General features: G+C 65.2%; 12 protein-coding genes. 7 read left to right on the plus strand and 5 right to left on the minus strand.

Features of this window, described 5'->3' with window-relative positions; translation table 11 throughout:
- The first annotated feature begins 64 nt into the window (after positions 1-64).
- Both ACIQTU_RS09955 and ACIQTU_RS09960 read left to right on the plus strand, forming a co-directional pair.
- Complete coding sequence (locus tag ACIQTU_RS09955; protein ID WP_400546027.1) at positions 65-2,257, plus strand: TonB-dependent hemoglobin/transferrin/lactoferrin family receptor; 2,193 nt, start codon at positions 65-67, stop codon at positions 2,255-2,257.
- A 45-nt stretch (positions 2,258-2,302) separates the two neighbouring features.
- Positions 2,303-3,274, plus strand: a complete 972-nt coding sequence (locus tag ACIQTU_RS09960; RefSeq protein WP_400546030.1) for a DUF6607 family protein — start codon at positions 2,303-2,305, stop codon at positions 3,272-3,274.
- Positions 3,275-4,070: 796 nt separating this feature from the next.
- On the opposite strand, the gene ACIQTU_RS09965 is transcribed toward ACIQTU_RS09960, so the two are convergent.
- The 3 genes from ACIQTU_RS09965 to ACIQTU_RS09975 all read right to left on the minus strand — a co-directional run bounded on the left by ACIQTU_RS09965 (position 4,071) and on the right by ACIQTU_RS09975 (position 6,403).
- Positions 4,071-4,937, minus strand: coding sequence for a hypothetical protein (locus tag ACIQTU_RS09965; protein ID WP_400546033.1), 867 nt, complete (start codon positions 4,935-4,937; stop codon positions 4,071-4,073).
- Complete coding sequence (locus ACIQTU_RS09970; RefSeq protein ID WP_400546036.1) at positions 4,934-5,389, minus strand: hypothetical protein; 456 nt, start codon at positions 5,387-5,389, stop codon at positions 4,934-4,936. The genes ACIQTU_RS09965 and ACIQTU_RS09970 overlap by 4 nt, the downstream gene beginning before the upstream one ends.
- Positions 5,390-5,686: 297 nt before the next feature.
- Entirely contained in the window at positions 5,687-6,403 is a 717-nt protein-coding gene (locus ACIQTU_RS09975) for a hypothetical protein (protein ID WP_400546039.1), read from the minus strand.
- Positions 6,404-6,919: 516 nt separating this feature from the next.
- Between ACIQTU_RS09975 and ACIQTU_RS09980 the strand changes: the two genes are divergently transcribed.
- From ACIQTU_RS09980 to ACIQTU_RS10000, 5 genes are read left to right on the plus strand one after another with little or no spacing between them, the layout of a single operon-like run.
- Positions 6,920-11,338, plus strand: coding sequence for a hypothetical protein (locus ACIQTU_RS09980; protein ID WP_400546042.1), 4,419 nt, complete (start codon positions 6,920-6,922; stop codon positions 11,336-11,338).
- Positions 11,298-14,183, plus strand: coding sequence for an AAA family ATPase (locus ACIQTU_RS09985; RefSeq protein WP_400546044.1), 2,886 nt, complete (start codon positions 11,298-11,300; stop codon positions 14,181-14,183). Before ACIQTU_RS09980 ends, ACIQTU_RS09985 begins: the two co-directional genes overlap by 41 nt.
- On the plus strand, positions 14,180-15,691 hold the full coding sequence (locus tag ACIQTU_RS09990; RefSeq protein WP_400546047.1) for an ATP-binding protein: 1,512 nt from the start codon (positions 14,180-14,182) through the stop codon (positions 15,689-15,691). The genes ACIQTU_RS09985 and ACIQTU_RS09990 overlap by 4 nt, the downstream gene beginning before the upstream one ends.
- Positions 15,692-15,716: 25 nt before the next feature.
- Positions 15,717-16,856 carry an exonuclease SbcCD subunit D gene (locus tag ACIQTU_RS09995; RefSeq protein ID WP_400546050.1) on the plus strand — a complete coding sequence of 380 codons (1,140 nt, stop codon included), beginning with the start codon at positions 15,717-15,719 and terminating at the stop codon, positions 16,854-16,856.
- Positions 16,856-19,912, plus strand: a complete 3,057-nt coding sequence (locus tag ACIQTU_RS10000) for an AAA family ATPase (protein WP_400546053.1) — start codon at positions 16,856-16,858, stop codon at positions 19,910-19,912. The genes ACIQTU_RS09995 and ACIQTU_RS10000 overlap by 1 nt, the downstream gene beginning before the upstream one ends.
- 118 nt (positions 19,913-20,030) lie before the next feature.
- Here the strand turns inward: ACIQTU_RS10000 and ACIQTU_RS10005 are convergent, their stop codons facing one another.
- Both ACIQTU_RS10005 and ACIQTU_RS10010 read right to left on the minus strand, forming a co-directional pair.
- Complete coding sequence (locus tag ACIQTU_RS10005) at positions 20,031-21,275, minus strand: HlyD family secretion protein (protein ID WP_400546056.1); 1,245 nt, start codon at positions 21,273-21,275, stop codon at positions 20,031-20,033.
- Positions 21,272-23,395: a peptidase domain-containing ABC transporter gene (locus ACIQTU_RS10010; RefSeq protein ID WP_400546059.1), complete on the minus strand. Its 2,124-nt coding sequence runs from the start codon at positions 23,393-23,395 to the stop codon at positions 21,272-21,274. The genes ACIQTU_RS10005 and ACIQTU_RS10010 overlap by 4 nt, the downstream gene beginning before the upstream one ends.
- Between the last annotated feature and the right edge of the window lie 82 nt (positions 23,396-23,477).

Consider the following 23,477-nt stretch of genomic DNA (forward strand, 5'->3'; position numbering starts at 1 on the left):
TTGCGGTTGATTCTGATAATCGTTCGCAGTAATTGCGCAACCCTCTTCAACCGGGGCCGTAACCATGCGCTCGTTTCTGATGTTCTCCGCCGGGCTGACCGCCCTTTCGGCCGCCGCATTGCCGGCCTTCGCTGAAGAAGCAGTCGATCTGGAGCAGGCCGTTCCCGTCGCCCCGATAACGGTGATCGGCACCCGCACGCAGCGCCGTGTGGACGATGTTCCGGCCAGCGTCAGCATCATCACCGCCGAGACCATCGAGACCAATCTGGTCACCGACATCAAGGACCTGATCCGGTTCGAACCGGGCGTCAGCGTTCCCACCAGCCCGGCCCGCTTCTCGGCCGCCCTGTCGGGCGCCGGCCGGGACGGCAACTCGGGTTTCACCATTCGCGGCATGGGCGGCAACCGGGTCCTGATCATTCAGGACGGCGTGCGCGTCCCCAACGGCTTCAGCTTCGGCGCCCAGGCGGTCGGTCGCGGCGGCTACAACGACCTGGACCTGGTCAAGTCGGTCGAGATCCTGCGCGGCCCCGCCTCGGCCCTCTATGGTTCGGACGGCATCGCCGGCGCGGTCAGCTTCACCTCCAAGGACCCGTCCGACTTCATCGCCAGCGGCGAGAACTTCGGCGCCCGCGCTCGGGTCGGCTACAACTCAGCCGATGACAGCTGGACCGAGGGCCTGGCCCTGGCAGGCCGCGCGGGCTCGCTGTCCGGCCTTCTGGCCTACACCCGCCGCGACGCCCATGAGACCGAGAACCAGGCCGAAACCGGCGGCATGGGCTCGGCCCGCACCCAGCCGAACCCGCAGGAGTTCGCCTCAAACGCCGTCCTGGGCAAGCTGGTCTGGGACGCCAACGCCAACCACACCGTCCGCCTGACCTATGACCACTTCGATCAGGAAATGGATGGCGAGGCGCTGAGCAGCTATTCGCCCACCGTCATCGGCCTGACCGCCCATGACGAGACCCAGCGCGACCGCGTGAGCCTGGACTGGCGTTTCAACGACGTCTTCGGCCTGGATAACGGTTCGGTCTCCGCCTACTGGCAGGACGCCACCACGCGCCAGTTCACCTATGAGGACCGCACCCCGGCGGTCGACCGCACCCGCGACGTCACCTTCGACAACAGCATCATCGGCATGGCGGCCCAGGGGTCCAAGACCTTCGGCGGGGCGTCGGTTCAGCACCGCGTCACCATCGGCGGCGACTGGTCGCGCACGACCCAGGACGGCATTCGCGGCGGCACCGTCCCGCCAATGGGCGAGGTCTTCCCCGTCCGCCCCTTCCCCAAGACCGAGTATGATCTGGCCGGCCTCTTCGTTCAGGACGAGATCGAACTGCTGGGCGGCCGCCTCAGCATCATCCCGGCCCTGCGCTACGATTGGTACGAGCTGACGCCCAAGGCCGACGCCCTCTATCCCGTCACGGCCAAGGGTCAGAGCGACAGCCACCTGTCGCCCAAGATCGGCGCCATCTACTGGGTCGACGACCATTTCGGCGTCTTCGCCAACTACGCCCAGGGCTTCAAGGCGCCCTCGCCGATGGAGGTCAACAACTTCTTCGAGAACCCGCTGTTCGGCTATGAATCCATTCCCAACCCCGACCTGACGCCGGAAACCAGCGAGAGCATCGAGGCGGGCGTCCGCTTCCGCAACCTCGACATGTTCGGTGGTGTCCTGTCGCTGTCCACCACGGCCTTCCACACCAACTACGACGACTTCATCACCCAGATCGTCGTCAGCGGCACGGGCGTGCCCGGCGTTGATCCCCTCATCTATCAGTACGTCAACCTGACCGAGGTGAAGATCTGGGGTCTGGAAGCCCGCGGCGACATCCGGTGGGACAACGGCTTCTCAGCCATCGTCGCCGCCTCGTTCGCGGACGGCGATCAGGAAACTGACGGCGCTCGCGGCAAGCTGACCAGCATCGATCCGATCAAGGTCGTCGCCGGCCTCAACTACGCTGCGCCCTCCGGCGGATGGGGCGGCTCAGCCACGGTCACCTGGTCCGACGACAAGGACCGCGCTGGCTGCGGCGGCGGCACGTGCTGGGGCGGCGAAGAGTTCGCCATCATGGATGTGACCGCTTTCTGGAACGTCACCGAGAAGGCCACCCTGCGCGCGGGCGTCTTCAACGTCTTCGACGAGAAATACGCCTGGTGGAGCGACATTCGCGGCCTGTCGCAGACCAGCACCGTTCGAGACGCCTTCACCCAGCCGGGCCGAAACTTCGGCGCCTCCATCAGCTTGCGCTACTAAGCCCAACGGCCAACAATGCAAACGATTCTCATTAGGAAGAACCTCATGCGCGCCCTCCTTCTCGCCGCCGCCCTCCTGGCTGGCGCTGCTCCGACGGCGACCGCCCTGGCGCAAACGCCGACCGCAACGGTCACGGCGCCGGCCACCGCCTTCGAACAGGATCGCCAGTCGATCCTGGCTCAGGCCGGTCAGTACCGCGTCCACTTCGACATGCGCGAGAACGTCAGCTTCAACGCCGACTACGACCCGATGGAAGGCAAGCTGTCGGGCGGCAGCGAGATCGTGCGCATCGTCTATGACAAGGGCGACAAGATCAGCCTGCAGCACATTCTGGTCATGGAGCACGAAGGCCAAGCCATCGTCATCAAGCACTGGCGTCAGGACTGGGTCTATCAACCGGACAGCGTCCTGACCTACGTCGGCCCGAACGAGTGGTCGCTGACGCCGGTGTCCGCCGATCAGCGCGCGGGCGCCTGGTCGCAGACGGTCTGGCAGACGGACGACTCGCCCCGCTACGGCGGCGTCGGCCGCTGGACCTACGCCAACGGCATGAAGGTCTGGACCTCGGAACCGACCTGGCGTCCGCTGGCGCGCCGCGATGCGGTGCTGAACCCGGTCTACGACCGCTATCTGGGGACCAACCGCCACGCCCTGACGCCGAACGGCTGGGTCCATATCCAGGACAATATGAAGATGAATGGCCGGGCTGGCGGCGAGCCCGTCGCCATCGTTCAGGAAGACGTGGTCAACACCTATGACCGCTCCACCAGCTATTCGCCGAAGGCGGGCGACGACTACTGGGCCGCGACGAAGGACTACTGGTCCGCCGTCCGCGACGCCTGGGACGCCGCCATCGCCGTCGATGGCCGCGTCCATGTTCAGGAAGAAGCCCAGACCGGCGTCGTCACCGGCCCGCCCCTGATGGATCTGGCCCAGAAGCTTCAGGACGGCGAGGTCTCAACCGAAGCCGCCATCGCCCAGGCCCGTACCATCATCGAAACCGCCACGAAACGCTGAGCCTGACCCCAGCCCCCTGCGCAGCGTCACCCAGGGTGTTCCCTGCGCAGGAGAGGCCGGACGTCCATGTCCGCTGCAAGCATAAATCCGGGTCCCGAAATCGATCCGTTGCGGACACGCCTCTCATTGATGAGAGTGTCAGCCGATGATGCGCAGGACTATTTCTTTGGGTCTGTTGGCGGCCTTGGCGGCATGCTCGCCTGAAGGCAGCCCGCAGTTCATCCGCCATGCCAATGGATCGCCTCAGAACGCCTGCTCGCCATCCTCGCTTCCAGAGGCAGAGATACGCGGAACTCGCGTGGCCTCCATCATCACGGATACCGGCTACGAACAGTTTCATACCGACTGGCGCTATAGCCGCCGCAATGGGTGGGGCTTCTCTCAGTCGGGAATCTATCGACTTTGCGGCCCTTCTGTCTGCGTCAAAATCGACGGCGAGCCTGAGCGATGCCGCGCTCTCCGGAGAATAGCAAAAGCCCGCTATCTTGATCCCTCGGACCGAGAGATCGTGTTCCGACCAACCCTGGACTGAGCCTGCGCCCACGTGGGCCAATGGCCGAAAATCTATACAGTGCAGGTGGTAGGCGGCGACGGGTTCGAACCGCCGACCCTCTCGGTGTAAATCTGGTCAAGGCCATTTCAAGCCATTTCAGGATTTCTCAAAAATCTTGAAAAACAATGCACTGCTATAAAAACCTACATCATCGCTTTGCATGAATGTTCATTTGACTTCGTTCCGAATGCCCCACTAGCGCCCCACAAAAAGCCATTGGCCTGGCGCGCGCTCGACGTGATTCTAGAAGCTGATGCGCACGGGCGCGCCCTGGGCCGTTCTTATGAGCTGGGCCCGCGGCAAGGCAGTCCAATAGTTGCTCAGGTCTGGGTGATTGAAGCTGTTCGGATCCCCACATGAAAAGGCGACGATCACGTCGTACAGCGCGCCCCACTGGTTCAGGTAGCTATGCGTCTTGTTCGCCCAATGCGTGTGGGACCCGTGATGGTAGGCGACCAACCCAAGGAGGTCGTGTGTCCCCGCGACGTAACGAGCATAGTGGGGCACCCTGTGAACGGGCGCATCCCCCGGCAGGAGGATAACCCGTCCGGTTGCTTTCTGAACCAGGCTGAAGGCCACACCGGTCAGGTTGCAGTCCTCCCCAACGGTTGCAGCATCGAAATGCTGGAGCTTCTCCACCCACAGCTCATCGCCGTTCAAGGCAAGAAATCGGATCGGCGTCCGCTCGAGATGGCGAGGAATACAGCGGACCCAATTCATCCGCGCAGCCGTCATCGCCGCGCGAGGTGATGTCCATTGGCGAGGCGTCAGCCAACGCCCTTTCCGGCCAGCCTGGCTAGTTTTGCCCGCAGAGCACCAATGATCTTCATCCCAGTGCGTCAAGAAGATCCGATCGCCCTTCAACACGGGCAGATTCATATCGATCTCGGCCTGACGCCGAGCCAACGGCCGCACGGAAAAGGGGCGACTTTCGCGGCCTCCATAATCGATCCGCAAGATTGTGCGGCCGTCCTGGTCAAGGATCGAAACGGCGTCGCCCTGGCCCACATAGTCCACGCGGACACCACCCACACCGCTCACCCCGGCCAGAGGATTCAGCGCCACCCAGTCAGGCGACGTAATCGCCTTTTCCGCGGACGAAGCGGTCATGCGCGCACCATGATCTGCTCCGCCTCGCCTGTCTTTTGCCGGCCGGCATAGAGCTCATCCCAGGTCCGCTCCTGGGGGTCGTACTGGGTGATCGGAAGCTCGATCTCCTCCAAACGCGCGGAGCATTCGTCAACCGTCATGACCATGCCGGACGGTGAAGGGTCCAACGGCTCAACCGCCCCCCCCTCTGGCCCATCGTCCTCTTCACCGACGTCCGGAACATGAGCCAAGGAGAAGACATCCCTCAACCGGCTCTCCGTCGCAGGGTCTGCACTTTTGAACCACGCCAGACGCGCGGTTTGATCTTCGGCCTCGCCCCATGAATCCCCGACCAGGCAGAGAATTCCATCGGTTGGCGGCCGCGAGAAATCCAGCCCAACGACAAACCAACGCGAAAGCAGTGCTTCAAAGCTAACTTCGCCGAACCGCCCTTCACGGAAAAGGATGTCCACGACTGGGAGCTCCGCATCGCCGAAGGTGTCAAGCAGATCGCGCTGGCGCCGCCGCCTCTGACGCGAGGACGGCCTCGACCCGAGGCGTTCAAATTCGCCCTCAAGCCTCCGGAATTCCCAAGCATCCACGCAAGAAAAGCGCAGCCGGCGATCAAGGGACTCCATCGAGGGCGACCCAGGCCTGAGCGCGCCGGATGGACCGAAAAGGGGCCCATCGCCTAACCCATCTCCAGCCTCCAGATAGGCGAAGTAGAACTTCAGCTTCTTACCGAGAGGTAGCGACCTATAGAACATGGCCTAGCCGAAGAGCTGGGCGATCTCGGCCGGCAGGCCGCCGCCCGCGCCGGTCGCAGCCGTCTGCACCCATTCGAAGAATTCGCCTATCTTCCCTGGCACCTGCTCGGCGGCGCCGCCTGCCACCTGGGCTGCGAACCAGCGACCCGCGCGGTTTAGCGTCGGGACAAGGCCTTCGGCCTGCAGCACGCCGCCTGCCTGGAGCCTTTCCTGCAACTGACGCTGTTGATCCTGACTTAGAAAGGCGGTGATGAAGACGCCGAACTGCGTCATGGGAATGCGCAGGATTTCGCCGCTTAGAGAAATGTCCGCAAAGACCCCTTTGGCCTTGGATCGCGCTTCAATGGCCGATCTCACGAGCGGCGACTCGATGCCCAGGCTCAATCTTTGCTGATCGACGGAATAGCGGCCGTGCCTCACGGCGATGAGAACGCTTCGGTTGAGCGCATCGTCGTCCAATGTGCGCAGCTGGTGCTGGAAGAGCAGGTTACGCGCCTTCGCCGGTGTGATGTTGAGGCTTCGAGCCATGTCGTAAATGGGCTGATCGGCCTGCAGCACCCCGGTCTGGATCAGCAGCCCGAACACCAGAAGATCAACCTCGCTCTTGGGCAGCGCACCGAAGGCTGTCGCCAGATAGGAGTCGGCGAAAGCCTGGCCGAACGCCTGAGCGGTCTGGGCTTGCTTGAGCCGGCCCTTTAGGGCGTTAAAAGCTGTCGGCATAGCGCTTCCCCTGGTTCATGTCGGCGGCGAGCCTCGATCGCCGCCTGGCCAAAGTCCGTAGAGGCTTCAACGAGCTTAGCCATAACCTCGAAGTTCTCAAGCTTACGGTGACGACAGGTCGGAAGCTTAACGGTCGGCGCCGAGCCTCCTATCCAGTCGAGCTGCGATGAAGTGAAGGTTGTGGAGGCGGATTCAGTCCCGCAGGCGCAGCCAGGACATGAACAGACTCAGAAAAATGCTACCGGAAGCCGCCCGAATGCGGCGCGCGTGACGCCCCTTCCCGCGGTAGACCTCAAAACCGGCTCGACCAATCATCGTCCTGGTCTCCTGCACCCTGATTCCCCTTGGGCCCTTCGCTCGAGTTTAGCCTGAACGCTCCCCACGGCAGGCACCAATTACAACCGACAGCTCAAACATCATGGGCATCGCCGCAACTGGACAAAAGCCCTCTCGACATCCTGCCAGCCCTGATCCGAGCCCTATAGTCGAGGCTGGCCGCGATTCGAGGAACCCAGGATGTCTGTTCTGTTTGAAGCAGCGATCGGTTTCGCCGTCGGCAAGGCCGGCGACCTTGCGCTGGATCAGGTCAAGCTCATCCTCAAGAAAGGGGCCGCCAAGAAAGAACTTGGCGCCATCGGCGCCTCGGCCATTGAAGCCGCCATTCTCGTCGAGCCTGGGTTCAGCGAAGATTTCCGTTCTCGGCCATTCCTCGAAGATGTCATGGCGCCGGTCCTGCTGGACATGCTCGCCAATCCGGGACGCACCTGGGAAAGCAAGGCCTTCGCCGACCACTACCTGGAACGGTTCGTTCGTCCCTATCTGCGAGGTCGATCCGACGCGGAAGCGCTGAACCGCATCTATCAGACTGAGGTGAAGACGCTGCAGGCCGCCTTCGTGGCTTTTCTCGACAAGGTGAGAGCGAGCCTTTTCGCCTCCACTCATTGGAAGGAACAGGTTCGCGACGCCACGCTTTCGGAAATCCGAGAGGGTATGGTCAGCGTCCGGCAAGCCCTGGAGGTCATGACCGCCCCCTCTTCCGACCCGGAGCAAGCCCGACGCGACGCGAAAACCAGTTCCAGCGCTCTGCGTGACTGGACAAAGGACATATTCGGCGAAGAGATCGAGCGCGCCGCGCTTCCCGCCCTCCTGACTCGCATTGAATCCGAGCCTTCGGGCTGCACCCTCCTGATCGGGGAAGCAGGCGTGGGTAAGTCAGCCTTGCTGGCGAAACTGACTGCGGAGTTGGAAGCCGAGGGAACCCCCGTCTTCGCCCTCAAGGCCGATCTGCTGACGCCGGAAGTCCGCGACATGGAGGGGCTGTCGCGTGAGCTCGGGATCAAGGGGCGGATCGACGATGAAATCCAGACCTTGGCGTCTGAAGGCCCGCTGGTCGTTCTGATCGATCAGTTGGACGCGGTCAGCGACGTCATGGACCGGACCTCGCAACGCATGAGGCTGCTGCTTTCTCTGTGCAAGACTGCGCGGGCGACACCTGCGGGCGCGCCCCCTCTACCGGTCCATATCATCGTCTCCTCGCGTCCGTTCGAAGCGGCCCACGACGCCCGTTTCCAGAGCCTGAAGGCCAAGGAGGTATCCCTTTCGCCTCTGTTGGCGGTCGAGGTGGACGCCTTCCTTGAACGGATGGATGTTTCAGCGAAGACGGTTTCGGCCTCCCTGCGCGACACGCTCAGACGCCCGTTCGCCTTGAGACTATTCATCGAACTCGTGCGTCGGGGGGCGGCGCCGGAAAACCTCGCCGCCTCGGATCTGCTCCAAGCCTGGCTCGCCTCGGCCAAAATCGGCGACGGCGCGGAACGGCTGCAAGCCATGACCTTCCTCGAAACCCTCGCCGGGGACATGACGGATACAGAAACCCTGTGGCGTCCAGCAGATCTCTATGAAGCCGAGCATCGTCAGGCGCTCACCGCCTGCCTCGCCAGCGGCCTGATCATTCGCCAGGCGGACAGGATCGGTTTCAGTCACCAAGCTTGGCTGGATGATTTCCAGGCGCGTCGTCTCGCGACCGCGGAAACGCTCACCGACTATGTGTGGGCGAGACAGGACGGACTCTTCTCAAGGGCCACGGCGCTGCGCGCCCTTCAGAGACTACGCGCCCATGATGAACGGCAATACGATCTCGCGCTGGACATCCTGCTCGGTCAGGAGCGCACGAGGCGCCACATCCGCCACCTCGTGGTCGACCTGGTCTCGACCCATCCGGCCCCCCAGCCTCGTGAACAGACCTGGGTCTATAGTCTGATCCAGAACGACTCGCCTCTCGGCCGACGCGCGGCGGGCGGGCTTGTTGAACACTGGTCGCAATGGCGAGGCCGGCTCAAACCGCTTCTTCCTCGCATGATGCGCCACGAAGCCCTGCAATGGAGCGCCGTCCGCATCCTTCAGGCTGAAGCCGAAATCGCACCCGTCGAAGTCGAAGCCCTCCTTCAGAGGTACTGGGGAGAAGAGCCCTTCGACGGCCTTGTCTTTGAGGTCTGCATGCGCGCCGCCCTCTGGTCGCCGACCACGGAAGCCAGGCTCGCGGACGCCTTCGGTCGGAAGCGGATTCGTGACTATGACATCGACGTCTACGTCAGCGAGTTGATCAAGCAGGACCGACAGAATGATGCGAAGGATCTCGTTCGCGTCTTCATCCAGAAGGCCGGCGCCGAAGCCCTCGCTGAGATGGACTTTGATCGGCTCACGGCGCTCACGGAAACAGCGGCCGAGGACCTCGCCCACGTTCTCATGCCCTGGCTGCTGGAGATAAGCGCCGGATCCGAAGAGGCGGTCGAGAACCGCTACAAGGCGGATTACCCCCGTCTCCCATCCGCCTCATCAAGCCGGCTCAGGCGACGAGACGGCATCGCCGGCCCTTTCCAGATGCTACACTCGGCTCTGGCGGCAATGGCCGAAGCCGCCCCTGAATCCGTCATGCCGTTCCTCATAACCGCCATGGCCGTCGAGTTCGACGAGGTGCAGGCGCTGGTCGCAGACACGCTGGCGGCCGGGATTCCCGCTCTGCTGGAAGAGGGGCTCGCCTTTTTGCTGGCCGATCCCCGGCGGTTGCAGGTCGGTCACGCCCATCTTCGTGACGCCGAAGGGGTCGGACGCATGGTTTATGGCTGGTCGAGCCAAAGACTGATCACAGCCATGGCGCCTCACCTCGGCGGGACGGACGCGGCGCGCCTCCGAGACGCGATCAAGGCCTGGGATCCTTATCGCGATGTCGCTTGGATGGAATCCAAGGGGTCTAGTCTTCGAGAGCGACTTAGATGGGCCGACGAAGCCCGCATGCCGCTTTACGAAGCCCTACCCGATACCGTGATCGACGCGCGGCGGCGGCGCCAGATCCTCGAGTGGCGCGCGCAGCAGCCGCGGTATCGCGAAGAACCCGAGGACATGATCCTCACGGCTGTCGGCTCGCCCATGTCTGCCGATCAGATGGTCAAGGCCACTGACCAGGAGATCATGGGCATGTTCGACGCCGTGGACGACAGCGTCGACAACTTCACATCGAGACGGACCCGCGGACGCCGACGATGGCCCAACAGCGGCGGCGTGTCCCAGCTCGCCCAAGCCTTTTTGGGGTTTGCCCAGCGTGAGCCGGAACGCACGTTCGGCATCCTCGAACGCCTCGTTCCCCAACGCCACGCCTATGTCGCAGGGGCCGCGTTGCGCGCGCTTTCGGAGAACGAAAACGTCTGCCCGCAGCGGCTCCTTCGCATCATTCGCGATCTCAACGACAGGGGCTTTTCCGCCAGGGACTGGCGCAGGGATGCGTCCTGGGCGATGCAGGAACTGGCGCAGCGCAATGAGGGCCTCGCGCCTGCGGAAATCGATCTGCTCGAATCCTGGCTGCAGCCCTTCGTCCCTCGCTCGCCGGACGACCCCGGCTACAGCCCGCCAGAACCTGCCGCCGAAAATTCAGATTCACGCCCAGCCCGACCGGTCGTCTTCGGACACGACATGGGCGGCATATCCATCGCGCCGAACGGCAATTACGCGCACCTTTCGGCGATCCTCGCCGGCCAGATCTGCCGCAAGGATCCCGACTATGACGGCTGGCTCGGCGTTCTGAGCCGCCACGTCGAAACCGCGGAAGACCCTGAGGTTTGGTCGAGCATTCTGGCCTTGCGAGGACAGCATCTCCTGGGCGCCGACCGCATCGGCGTGCGGAGCTTTATCGACGCCCTGTGGCGAAAAGCCCCTGGCGTTTTTGATCCGCCCTCGATGACCCATTTCACCTGGTCGTGTCGCGTCTTGATGCCGTCCGCTGTCACGGAGGCCATGCTGTTGCGCTGGATGACCTCTTCGGACGCCGCCTTAAGGCAAGGCGCCGGAGAATATGCCGCAGCGCTCTGCCTGCTCGGCGAGGCGTCCGAAGCCGTGACCGCCCTTCACCTTCTGTCCTTGGGCGTCTCCGATAAAACCGCTCGAACGGGCGCGATGTTCGCGGCCGCGGCGGCCTGGGTCCAGGACGACCCTGACCTGCGGGCCGCCGGTCACAAGCTTCTGACCGGCGCCGCCGCCGGGGCGACCGGCGCCGTCGCCGAAGCGATCGCCAACGCCCTGACCCGCTCATCCTCTCTTGCGCCGGACGCCGCCACGCGTGAGCTTTTGACGCTCGCCTGCGACAACAGGGACTTGCTGGCCGCAGCCCTGAACAGTCGCCTCATGAACGCCCTCCAGGAGCTCCTCATCCATCCTGGCTTCGACGAGATCGTCCTTCAGTGCATGGAGCGGAGCCTGGACCGCTTTGACGAAGGTGGACAGCGCCGCGGGGCTTTCATCGACAAGGACATGGTCGAAATCTCGGTCGCTCTTCAGCGAACGGACGGCCCCATACGGGTTCGCGCCATGAACCTCTACGAACGGCTCCTAGACGCGGACGTCTATGGCGCCGACAAGGCGGCTCGGGCGGCGTTGCGCCAATAGGGCGAGACCCTCCCGGGGTTGTCTCGAGACAGCAGCCCAAGCCGCACGCGGTTCCACCTCGGAAATCGCGCAGACCATCAACCCAGGGAAATTGAATTCATCTATTTTAAGTGGTTATCACTTCATGGACGGCGTGAACGGTGAAGCTGGAGCGCCTTGGCTTCACCCCTTCGGAGAAGAGATCACCGTGAGCAACAAGGCTTTGTTGGACTGGGCTAAAAAGCAACCCGCATGGGCAAGCGACGCCCTGAGGCGGCTCGCCTCCTCTTCAGAGTTGGCCCTAACGGAGGAAGACAAGAAGGAGGTTCTCTCCAGGATCCGCCACGCTGCGTCGAACGGCGCCGACGACGGTCCGCAGTGCACCCCGCTCTCCGAAGATCATCTTCGTCGGCACGGAACGCCCGGTCCTCGCGTCGCGCTGACGTCGATCGGGCCGGTCGCCAACATTGACCGCTTGGCCCCGAACCAGCGGCTTCGCTTCGCCGAATCCGGCGTCACCCTTGTTTTTGGCGAAAACGGCAGCGGCAAGAGCGGCTACGCCCGCATCGCGAAACACCTCTGCCGCAGCCTCTCGCAGGACAAGCTCAAAGGCGACGTCTTTGCGACGGCTCCCACAGGGGCCATGGGCGCCCAGCTCCAATTTCGCGTAGGCGAGGACGAACTGAAGACCCTGGACTGGTCGCCTGACCAAGCCCCGCCCCCGGCGCTTCGCGCCGTTTCGGTTTTCGACAGCCACAATGCGGGTCTCTACGTCGACGACAAGAACCAGATCGCCTACCTGCCCTTCCAACTGGCTCTCCTGGAACAGCATGGAAGGGTTTGCACCGCCCTTTCAGCCCAACTCTCCAGCGAAGAACCCCCAATTCGCCAAAGACTGGCGAGCGGAACGCCCGCCGGCTATGCGCCGGAAGGGCTCTGCCAGACCCTGCTCGCTCGTATGAAGCCCAACGGATCGGACCTCCCCGCCGAACAGGAGCTCGCCACCCTCGCCGCCCTGAGCGAGGAGGACGTCGCAGAACTCGCCAAGCTCGAACGTACTCTCGCTCAGGACCCGGTCGCCCTGGCGACGACGCGGCGGCGTGCGATCACCCTGCTGGAGCGCGTCCTGACGCTCTATTCGGCGCTCGACGCCGGCCTGTCGGTCCAAAAGGCCACGGAATTCGAAGGCCTGCTGGCCGCGGCGGCGGCTGCGGAAGCCGCGGTGCGGATGTCCGCGGGCGAGGTCTTCGCGCAGGAGCCTCTGCCGAACGTCGGCGGGGAAGCCTGGCGCCTGATGTTCGAGGCTGCACGCGCCTTCGCCGGACGGGACGAACTTCCTGAACAGGTCAGCGAGGCCTGCCCGCTCTGTCTCGATCCTCTCAGCCCAGCCGGCGCGGATCGTATGGGCCGGTTCAACGCCTTCATCCGCAGCGAGGCGTCCCGTCAGGCTCAAGCGGCCCGCGCCGCGCTCCAGGCGGCCAGATCGGCGTTCGAAGCTCTGGCGACGCCGGACGCGCAGGCGGTCGAGGACAGCCTTGTCCCCTTCGCGGAGCTGGACGACGCCCACCAGGCCCTGGTGACGCGGATCATGACCGCCCTCGCCGCCCATCTCGCACGCCGTGAAGCCCTGGTCGCCCGACCTGGAACGAACGCGGCGCCCGTCCCGCCTCCGGCTGAAGATCTGCAGGCGGAGCTTCGCGCCGTCTGCGACCGCCTCGCCGAGGAAGCCGCAGCCCTGGAGGCGTCCGCCGCCCATGAGGGGGCGCTCGACGCCGCGCGCCGTCGCGTCAGCGATCTGAAGGATCGCGCCAAGCTGCGCGACGACCTGCCTGCCCTGCTGCAGAGACTGGCCGATCTGCGCGAACTGGGGCGGATCCGCGCCGCAATCGCCCTGCTGGGAACCGCGCCCATCACCCGCCAGATCAACCAGCTTCGGCGCGCCCTGGTGACCGAAGACCTCCAGCGTCGCCTCGTCGAAGAGATCAGAGCTCTCGATCTCGCCCATATCCCCTTCACAGTGTCCGACGGGGCCGCCCAGGGAGTGAACCACTTCAGCCTCGGCCTCGAGGGCGTCTCGCGCATCAAGAACAGTCAGATTCTGAGCGAGGGCGAGCAAAGAGCCCTGGCCCTCGCCTGCTTCCTGGCCGAACTCGGCGACCAGGCGTCCGGCATCCTGGTCGACGACCCGGTGACCTCGCTCGACCATCATCGCATGCGCAAGGTGGCGGCCCGTCTCGTCGATGAAGCCGCAGGAGGACGACAGGTCATCATCTTCACCCACAACCTGGTCTTCTTCAACGAGGTCGCCAGCGAGGCCGCGCGCCGCGGCGACAGCGCCCCGCTGATCAAGATGATGGTGCGCAAGTCGGCGGCTGGCGGATACGGCCTGATCGAGGAGGATACGGCCCCCTGGCTGATCCGAAACGTCGTCGACCGCATCCAGGATCTGCGAGAGCGGGCGAAGACCCTGGCTGGCCATGACGATCCAACCGGCGAGGATTATCGTCGCCGCGCGAAGGACTTCTACAGCGACCTGCGCGAAACTTGGGAGCGCGCGGTCGAGGAAACCCTCCTCTACAAGACGATCCAGCGCCTTGTCCCCGACGTCATAACCCAGAGGCTCAGCGGTGTCGAGGTGACCGATGCGGACTACAGCGTGATCTACCACGCCATGAAACGCGCCTCGGAACGTTCGGGGCACGATATGCCCGAAGGTCGGGCCATATCCGCGCCGAGCGCCGATGAGATGCTGGCGGACGTCGAAACGTTGGACAGGCTTCGGCTCGAGATCGCGACCCGACGCAAGGTCGTCGAGAAACGGCGTAAGACCCTGGAAGAGCCGGTGAAGGCGGCGCTGACGGCATGACCCAGACCCCGCGACTGTTCGACCTGAACATCAAGAAGATCCTCGAGGCTTGGGACAACGCCCACGCCGTGCGCGAACTGATCGCCAACGCCCTCGACGAACAAGTGCTGAGCGACACCGCCGAACCGACCATCCGACGCGACGAAGCCGGCGTCTGGACCATTCGCGACTATGGCCGCGGCCTGCGCTACGAGCATTTCACCCAGAACGAAAACCCCGAGAAGCTGAAGGCGGTCGGACGGGTGATCGGCAAGTTCGGCGTCGGCCTCAAGGACGCCATGGCCACCCTCAACCGCAACGGCGTGGGCGTTGAAATCGCCTCGGCCCACGGCGTGATCACGCTCGCCGAGACGGCCAAGCACGGCTTCGGCGACGTGGTCACGCTTCACGCCGCGGTGTCTACGCCGCGGGAGCCCGGCATGGCGGGCACCGAGATCCGCCTTCCGGGCCTTGCCGACGCCGACATGGCCCGCGCCAAGGACTTCTTCCTGCGCTTCTCCGACGAGGCCGTGATAGAGGAGACGCGCGTCGGTCGGATCCTGCGCAAGGCCGGCGCCAAAAGCCGGATCTATGTCGCCGGCCTGCTGATCGCCGAAGAGGAGAATTTCGCCTTCTCCTATGACATCACGACCCTGACGGAGACGATGAAGAAGGCGCTCAATCGCGAGCGCACCAACGTCGGGCGCACGGCCTATGCCGAAAGAGTCCGCGCCATGCTGCTGCAGACCGGCGGCGCCGAGGTGGCCCAGGTGCTGGCCGATCAACTCATGGCCGTCCAAACGGGCCTGGCCTGCGACGAGGTCGGCTGGAAGGATGTGGCCGTCCATGCCTGCCGCATCCTGAACGGCGCCGGCGACGTGCTCTTTGTCAGCGCCAGCCAGCTTATCGACCATACGAGCGCGGTCGATCACGCCCGCGACGACGGCCTGAGGATCGTGACCATCCCCGACGCCATCTTGTCCGAGGTCGCTGGCCGCGCCGATCTGTCCGGCGCGCCGATCCGGGACCTCGGTCTCTATCAGGCGGAATGGAACGACAGCTTCGTGTTCGACTGGGTTGCGCCGGAGACCCTGACGCCCGCGGAAAAGGCCGTGTTCGACCGCACCGAAGAGATAGCCGCCCTGGCGGGCGGAACCCCGCCGCGCGTGCGCGACATCCGCATCAGCCGGACCATGCGGCAGGATTTCGCGGCCGGCGGCGACGCCCAAGGCCTGTGGGACCCCCAGACCTCCAGCATTGTCATCCGTCGCGACCAGCTAGCCTCGCTGCCCGCCTACGCCGGCGTCCTGCTGCATGAGATCGCCCACGCCCGCTCCGGACACGGCGACGTCACGCGAGCCTTCGAAAACGAACTGACCGACCTGCTCGGCCTGGCGGCGGCGGCGGCTCTGAAGCCAATGGTGGCCGCCCGCCCTCTCTCCGCGACGCCCGAGGCTCTCGTCCAGGCCGAACCCGTTCTTGCGCCAGGCCCGAAGCCCTCGTTCCTCTCCCGCTTCAGACGGCTATAGAGGGCGGTCAGGGGGCGAGGACAACATGCGATTCCTACACACGTCGGACTGGCACCTGGGCCGCACCATGGCCCAGGAGAGCCTGCTGGAAGACCAGGCGCTCATCCTGGACCAGATCTTCGACACCCTCGTGGACACGCAAGCCCGGGCGATCGTCATCGCCGGCGACATCTTCGATCGCGCAGTGCCGAGGCGGGAGGCCGTCGATCTGTTCGATCGCTTCCTGACACGCGTCTATCGCGAGACGCAAAGCGCCATCATCGCCCTGGCGGGAAACCACGACGCCCCCGAGCGCATCGGTTTCGGCGGCGCGCTCCAAGACCCGACTCGCGTCCTCATCCGCGGCCCGTTGAACGGCCGCCCTCAACCCCTCGTGCTGACCGACGATCACGGCCCGGTCGCCTTCAGCGCCCTGCCCTTCGGTGAGATCCACGCCGCGCGGGGACGCTTCGACGACCCCGGAATCGTCACCCCCGCTGACGTTCTCGAACGCCAGGTCGCCGAGGCTCGCCTCCATGTTCCCGAGGGCGCGCGCTGGGTCATCGCCGCCCACGCCTTCGTCCAGGGCGGCGCAGCGACCGAGACGGAGCGGTCGTTGGACTTCGTCGGAGGTATAGAAACCGTGCCCCACGCCGTCTTCGACGGTGCGGACTATGTCGCGCTCGGCCACCTTCATCGCGCCCAGATCGCCGGCGCCGACCATGTCCGATATTGCGGATCCCCCATGGCCTTCGGCTTCGACGAAGCCGGCCTGGAAAAAAGCCTGCTCGTGGTCGACCTCGAACCCGACCGCGTCACGATGGAGACCCGCCCCCTTGTCCAGCGCCGCGCCGTCCGCGTGATCGAGGGGCGTCTGGAAGACCTCGTCCAGGCCGCCGGCGGCCGTCTGAGCGAGGACTTCATCAAGGCCGTCCTGCTGGACGCCGGGGAGTTGGTCGATCCCATGGGACGCCTCAGGACCGTCTACCCCAATGCTCTGCAGATCCAGCGTCGCGAGCGACCGGAAATTCAGGGCCGCGCGGCCTTCGCCCCCGGCGGCGCTCGCCGGGCGCCCATGGAGGTGATGGACGCCTTCCTGACGGATGTACGCGGGGAAGGCCTGACGGACATCGAACGTCCCCTCGTCCTCGGGGTTCTGGAAGCGGCCGCGAGGGAGGCTGAATAATGCGTCCGGTCCGCCTCACGCTCCAGGCCTTCGGCCCCTTCGCCGGCCGCGCCGTCATCGACTTCAGGGCCGCGCTCGACCAGCGCCTGTTCGGCATCTACGGCCCCACGGGCGCCGGCAAGACCAGCGTTCTGGACGCCATGGCCTACGCCCTCTTCGGCGAGTCTTCCGGCGGCGAGCGCGGTCGCGGTCACATGCGGTCCGATCTCGCCGATCTGAACACCCGCACCTTCGTGGAGTTCGTCTTCGAGCTCGGCGCCCGACGCTATGTCGTGCGACGCGAGCCGGAGCAGGTTCTTCGCTCGCCGCGCCGCGACAGCCGGACCTATCCTCAGAGCGCCGCCCTTTTCGACGCCACCGCCCTGGCGGTGGACGCCATCACCGACGACGCCTCCGGCGAGATCCTGGCGGAGCGTCGCGTCCGGGACGTCGACGAAGCCCTCGCCCGCCTTCTTGGTTACAGCGCCGACCAGTTCCGTCAGGTCGTCATCCTGCCGCAAGGCCGGTTCCGCGATCTGCTCACCGCCAGCAGCGACCATAGGTCGACCATTCTGCGCGGACTGTTCGACGTCGGGGTTTTCGAACGCGCCGCCGAACGCCTCCGGCGCGAGGCCGCCGATCTGGACGTCGCTGTCCGGGCGGCGCGTCAGGAGACCGAGGCGCGCCTCGCAGACCTCGAGGCCGCCGATCTCGACGCGGTCGACGCCCAGCTCGAAGCCGCGACGGCCCAGGCCCGGGCGGCGGCGGACGCCCGGCCGGCTCTCGACGCGCGCCGGGCGCAAGCCGAGACCGCGCTCCTCGCCGGACGCGAAAGCGCCGCCCGACTCGAGGAAGAACGTCAGGCCGCAGCCGACCTGGCCGGGGCCGTCGCCGAGCAGCCGCACCATGAGGGGCTGCGCCTCAGACTCGAGCGGGCCCGCCTCGCCGAGCGGCTCTCGCCCCTCGAAGCCGCCGCCCGCGCCGCCCAGACCATCGCCGAGACAGCCGCTGCGGCCGCCGCCCGGCTCGGATCAGAACGGGACGGCGCGCGGGAAGCCGCTCGAACGGCGACGACCCGATTGGAAGCCTCAGTCGCCCAGACCCCCGCACGCGCTGAGGCCCATAGGGCGAGGGAACGAGCCGAGCGTATCCTCGAGCGGGTGGAAGCCGCCGAGCCGTTGCGCGCCGAGGGCGTCGTCGTCCGCGCCGCCCTGGCCGGTCACCAGGCCGAAGAGGCGCGCGCCCAGGCGAATTGCGATCGCCTTGAGGCCGACCTCGCTCAGACCGCAGCCGCCCTTGCCGCCGCGCGAGACCGCGCCGGTCAGGTCTCGGCGCTAAAACTGCGTCTGAACGAGTTGAAACAGGCCCTGGCCGCGGCCCGGAGCTTCGATACGCTCGCCCTGAGGCTGGCGAGCCAGGAAGATATTTCGGCCCAGGCCGGAACGGCGTTGGAGACGCGACGCCGCGCGGCGGCCGAAGCCTCCGGCGCCCTCGGCGTAGCCCGCGCCCGCAGAGAGGAACGTCTCGCGACCGTGCTCGCCCTCTCCCTGGTCGATCAGACCCCCTGTCCCGTGTGCGGCTCGCCCGAACACCCTGCCCCGGCGCGTCTTCCCGCGGACGACGGCGATCCGGACAGCGAACTCGAAGCCGCAGAATCGGCTGAGACCACGGCGCGTGAGGCGCTCGCCTCGGCCGAGCGCGCGGCCGGGGAAGCGCGGGTGCTCCATCAGGAGCTGGCGCAGTCCCTCGCCGCTCTCGACCGACCGCCCCGCCCCGCGGCCGCGCTTGAGGCGGAGATCGCGCCGGTCGAGCTGCAGCTGGCGGACCTGGAGAAGGCTCCCTCGCTGGAGGAGATCGAGGCCGCGGCCAATGGGGCGGCCGAGGAACAGACCGCCGCCCAGACCGAGCTTGCCGAACATCGCCGCGCCGCCGCCGAAGCCAAAAGCCGCCTGGAAGCGCTCGATACGGTTCTGGCGACCGAGCTCGCCGCCGTGCCGGATGATTTGCACGACCCCGCTCGCGCACGCTCCCACCGCGAAGCCAGCCTCAAGGCGGCCGAGCAGGCCGAAGCCGAGCATAGGACGGCGGCCGATCAGAACGCCGCCGCTGCGAAGGCCTTGGCCGTCGCGGAAGCGGCTCTGGCGGAGCGGCAGGACGAAGTCGAACGGACCGGCCGCGCCGCCCTCGAGGCGTCTGACCGCCTGGCTGATGGGATCGACAGGGCAGGTTTCAACGCGACAACCTTCGCCGTCGCGCTGGGCGACCTTGCCCAAGCCGCCGCCCTCGAGGCGGCCCTGGCCGCCTTCAACGCCCGCCTCGCCGCCGCCCAGGCTCGACGAGATCGAGCGACCCTAGCGGCGACGGCCGCTCCCGAGCCCGACCTGGAAGTCCTGCAGGCCGCTCGCATCGCCGCCGAGGCCGAGCTCGAGGCCCTGGTGCGCAGCCAGGCCCGCAGCGAAGCCGAAGCCCAGGCGCTATCGCTGGCGAGGACGCGGATCGTCGAGACCCTCGAACGCCAGGCCGCCGCAGAGGAGGCCTATCGCCATGTCGGCGCCCTGTCCTCGCTCGCCCAGGGACGCAACGACCTGCGTATGGCCCTCGTCGACTATGCGGTGGCCGCCTATTTCGAAGACGTCCTGCGGGCCGCCAATATTCGTTTCGACCGCATGTCGGCGGGCCGGTTCGAACTCCGCCGCAAGACGACCGCCCAGGATCAGCGCAGCCGGGCCGGACTGGAGATCGTGGTCTTCGATGCTCACAGCGGGCGTGAACGAGACGCCCAGACCCTGTCCGGCGGCGAGGGCTTCCTCGCCGCCCTGGCCCTGGCTCTCGGTCTCTCGGACGTCGTCCAGGCCGAGGCCGGTGGCGTGAAACTCGACGCCATCTTCATCGACGAGGGCTTCGGCCACCTCGACGACGAGAGCCTGGAGCGCGCTCTCGACACCCTGAGGGACATGGTGGGCGAAGCGCGAGCCGTCGGGGTCATCTCACACGTCGACGCCGTGAAAACGCAAATCCCGGCCGGCTTCGAAGTCACCCCCGGACCCGCGGGCAGCCAGATCCTGGCGCGCGTCTGATAGAACGGCGCGATGAGCCATCGGATTGCATCTACAGGCGTAGGACGAAGTGCCGCCGCTTGGGCTCGGCCCAGCCATGCTCTCGATCATCCCCTCCGCACGACGGGATCCCTGAAGGCTATGAGGCGCGCTTTCCGGCCGCGAGCAGAGGATCGAACAACTGCTGCCAAAGCCGTCGACGATCAATGGGCAGGTCTGCACGCAAACTCATGCCCGATTGGAGCGCTCGTCGTTCTCCGTAGGCCATGACATGATCGCGCTCGAGAGCGACGCGCACCTCATAGACAGGCTGATCCTGGGCGATCGGGAAGGCGGCGTCACCAGGCCGCGTCACGGTTTTGGCGATGTCGATGACCCTGCCCTCAACGAAGCCGAAACGCTGAAAGGGGAAGGCCTCGACCTGCAGGCGGGCCTCCTGACCGACGCGCAGAAAGCCGACCGCACGTGTGGGCACCAGCAACCGGGCTTCAAGGGGCGATCCTTCCGGAGATAGCGACAGAATAGCCTGTGTCGTATCCGGCGACATTCCGGGTCGAGCTTGCAATGCGGACACCCGTCCATTGATTGGCGACCTGAGAACGTGCCCCCTAGCGACTTGAAGTTCAGCGCGCCTCTGGGTCAGGCTGGAGCGTTCGCTCGCCAGAATGGCCAGACCCTCTGCTTCCCGAGCCGGCAGTGAAGCTATCTGGCCTTTGAGATTGGTTACGAGCGTGTCCAGTTCCGAGATCTGCGTATCCAGGTCCGCCAAGGCCCCTCGCTCCGTCAGAACGCTTCGACGTTTGGCGTCGATCTGCGCATTGGTTGCGTAGCCCCGGGCTTGCAGCTGGGTCATCCGTTGCGCGTCGGCTTCCGACAAAACGAGCGCCTCAGCCTGCACGCGACGACGTTCCTGAAGGATGGCTCGGGTTCGAGTATTGGCGGCAATCTGGTCGTTCAAACGGCTTCGCTCGTCCGCATTGCTGCGCACCAGCGCGGCTTGCCGGTTCGCCAAGGCGCTGACCTGGGCGTCGGTTTCGGCCATCTGAATGTCGAGCACGGGCGCTTGTCCGGTGCTCTCCAGATCCGAGATGAATTCGACCAGGGCCGCGCCCGCCTGCACCAGCTGCCCATCGCGAACAAGCACTCGGCCGATGCGCCCAGCCTGCACGGGGCGAACCTGAACGACCCCAGCTTCGGGAATGAGGAAACCCTCGACGGTCTCCTTCCGAGTGTACCTCCCGAAAACAAGGGCCCCAAACAGGGATGCGCTCACGAGAGAAAGCACCACGGTCCAGGCGATGAAGGCTGGAGGTTGCGCCAGACGAACCTCGCCCCATAGGCGCCGCCGCTTGGCGTCCAGAGCTTCAGGCCGAAAAAGACTCATGCCGTGCGCTCGCCTATCGCAGACACCAGACCGAAGGGCTGAAGCACGGCTCCGGTGACTTCCGAAACCACGCCTGCATCGACCATGAGCACCCGGTCTGCCCCGCGGACGGCGGCCTCTCTATGAGCGACCATGATGCAGGTGATCCCAAGCGTGGCGATGGTGGCCATGACCTGCCGCTCCAGATCGGGGTCGAGGTTGGCCGTCCCCTCATCCATAAAGAGAATAGCGGGATCCTTATAGAGGGCCCGCGCCAACAGAAGTCGTTGCTTCTGCCCCCCTGACAGCGTGGACCCCATGTCGCCGATCAGGCTGTGATATCCCATGGAGGTCCGCATGATGTCATCGTGCACATGAGCCAAGGCGCACACATGCCGGACCTTCTCCATATCGATCTGAGCATCGAAAAAGGCGACATTGTCCGCGATTGAACCGGACAAGAGCTGGTCATCCTGCATGACGACGCCGAGGCGATCACGTACGGCCCTTAGCCCCAACAGACGCATGGCGTGGCCGTCGACCGCAACCTCGCCTTCAGTTGGGGTGTAAAGACCGACGAGCAGCTTCAGGAGGGTGGATTTCCCTCCGCCCGACGGACCAATGATGGCTACCGACTCTCCGGCCGCCACCTTGAAGCTGGCGTCCGAAATGACCCACGGGTCATGAGCGCCGTACCGGAAGCGCACGGCACGCGCCTCGATCGCTCCAGTGATCGGCCTAGATAGAGCAGAGACGACTTCAAGACCCGGCTCGGTGTCATGATGAACAATGTCCGCAAGCCGCTCGAGATGAAGACCCAGCATGCGCAGCGTGAAATAGGCGCCGATCAGATTGCCGATGCGACCTGAGAATATGGCCGCATAGCTTTGAAACGCGAAGAACATGCCAAGGGTCATATGGCCGTCGAGCACCTGAAGCGCGCCCGCAAACAACATGAGGAGGCCGTTGAGGCCGCCCCAGACAGCCAATCCGCCCCACCCGAAAAGTCCGAATACGCCCTGCCGGTAGGCGACATTCTGCTGATCCGCCATGGCGTTCTGCCACACGCCGTGACGCTCAGCCTCCCGGCCGGCGATCTTGATCGCGCGCGCGGCGCGAACGGTCTCTAGAAATACTGAATCCGTTTTAGCCGCGAGGTTCAGGTTCTCTTCCGCATAGCGGCGCGCGGTCGGAAAAGCGGCCAGACGAACCACAAGGATCACGGCCAGGTTGATCAGGGCCAGACCCGCCAGAAGCGGGGAATAGAGGACCATGATGACGGCGACGGGAAGCACCATCACGGCGTCCAGGACGATGCCGACCAGCCCGCCTGTCAGGAAGCCCTGGGCAGGCCCTAGTGATCCGAAACGGGAAAGCACGTCTCCGACGTGGCGCCGTTCAAAAAAGTCAGTTGGCAATCTCAAAAGATGCCGAAGGAGATTGCCGGACAACTGCAGCGACATCCTCTGCCCCGCATGCAGCTGTATGAAACCCCGTAAGGTTTCAATCGCCGTCTGTATGACGATGAACGCCCCGAAACCGACCATGATCGCGACCAGCAGGTCCCGATCACCGCGCCCGATCACGTCATCGACCACAAGCTGGCTTGCAAGCGGCGAGACCAGGGCCGCCGCCTGCAGCAATAGGGTCAGAAGAATGATCTGTACGAGGAAAGGCCGAAAGCCGGACAGACGGCTCCACAGATCGCCGAGCTTGACGCGCTCCACCTGTGCACGTCTCTCGAAGTTCGGAGCCGGCGTCAGTTCAAGGGCGACCCCGGTGAAGTGACGCGACACCTCTTCGATCGGCAGCTTGCGCTCACCTCGCGCTGGATCGGAAATCCAAGCGTATCGGCGGTCTATCCGTTGGAGGACGACGTAATGGTCCAGGCTCCAGTGAAGGATAGCTGGTGTTTCGAGTTGCGTCAGTTCGTCGAGTTCGCAGCGCACTGGCCGAGACGAAAAGCCCAGAGCGTCAGCTATGGCCACTAGGCTCTGCAGGCTTGAACCCGAAAGCGAGACGGGAAATCGACGCCGCAGTTCCGATAGGCTCTCAAGCCGCCCATGGGCGGCGGCGACCATAGCCAAACACGCCAGGCCGCATTCGGCTGCTTCCGCCTGCAGGATAGCCGGGCGCTTCATGATTTCTCGATGTCTCTATTGATCGCCGTCTCGCCAGAGCCTGCAAGGAAGCTCGCACGAGAAACCAGGGTGGAGCGCCGCA

The organism is Brevundimonas sp. NPDC090276, from assembly GCF_044772165.1.
Lineage (GTDB): Bacteria > Pseudomonadota > Alphaproteobacteria > Caulobacterales > Caulobacteraceae > Brevundimonas.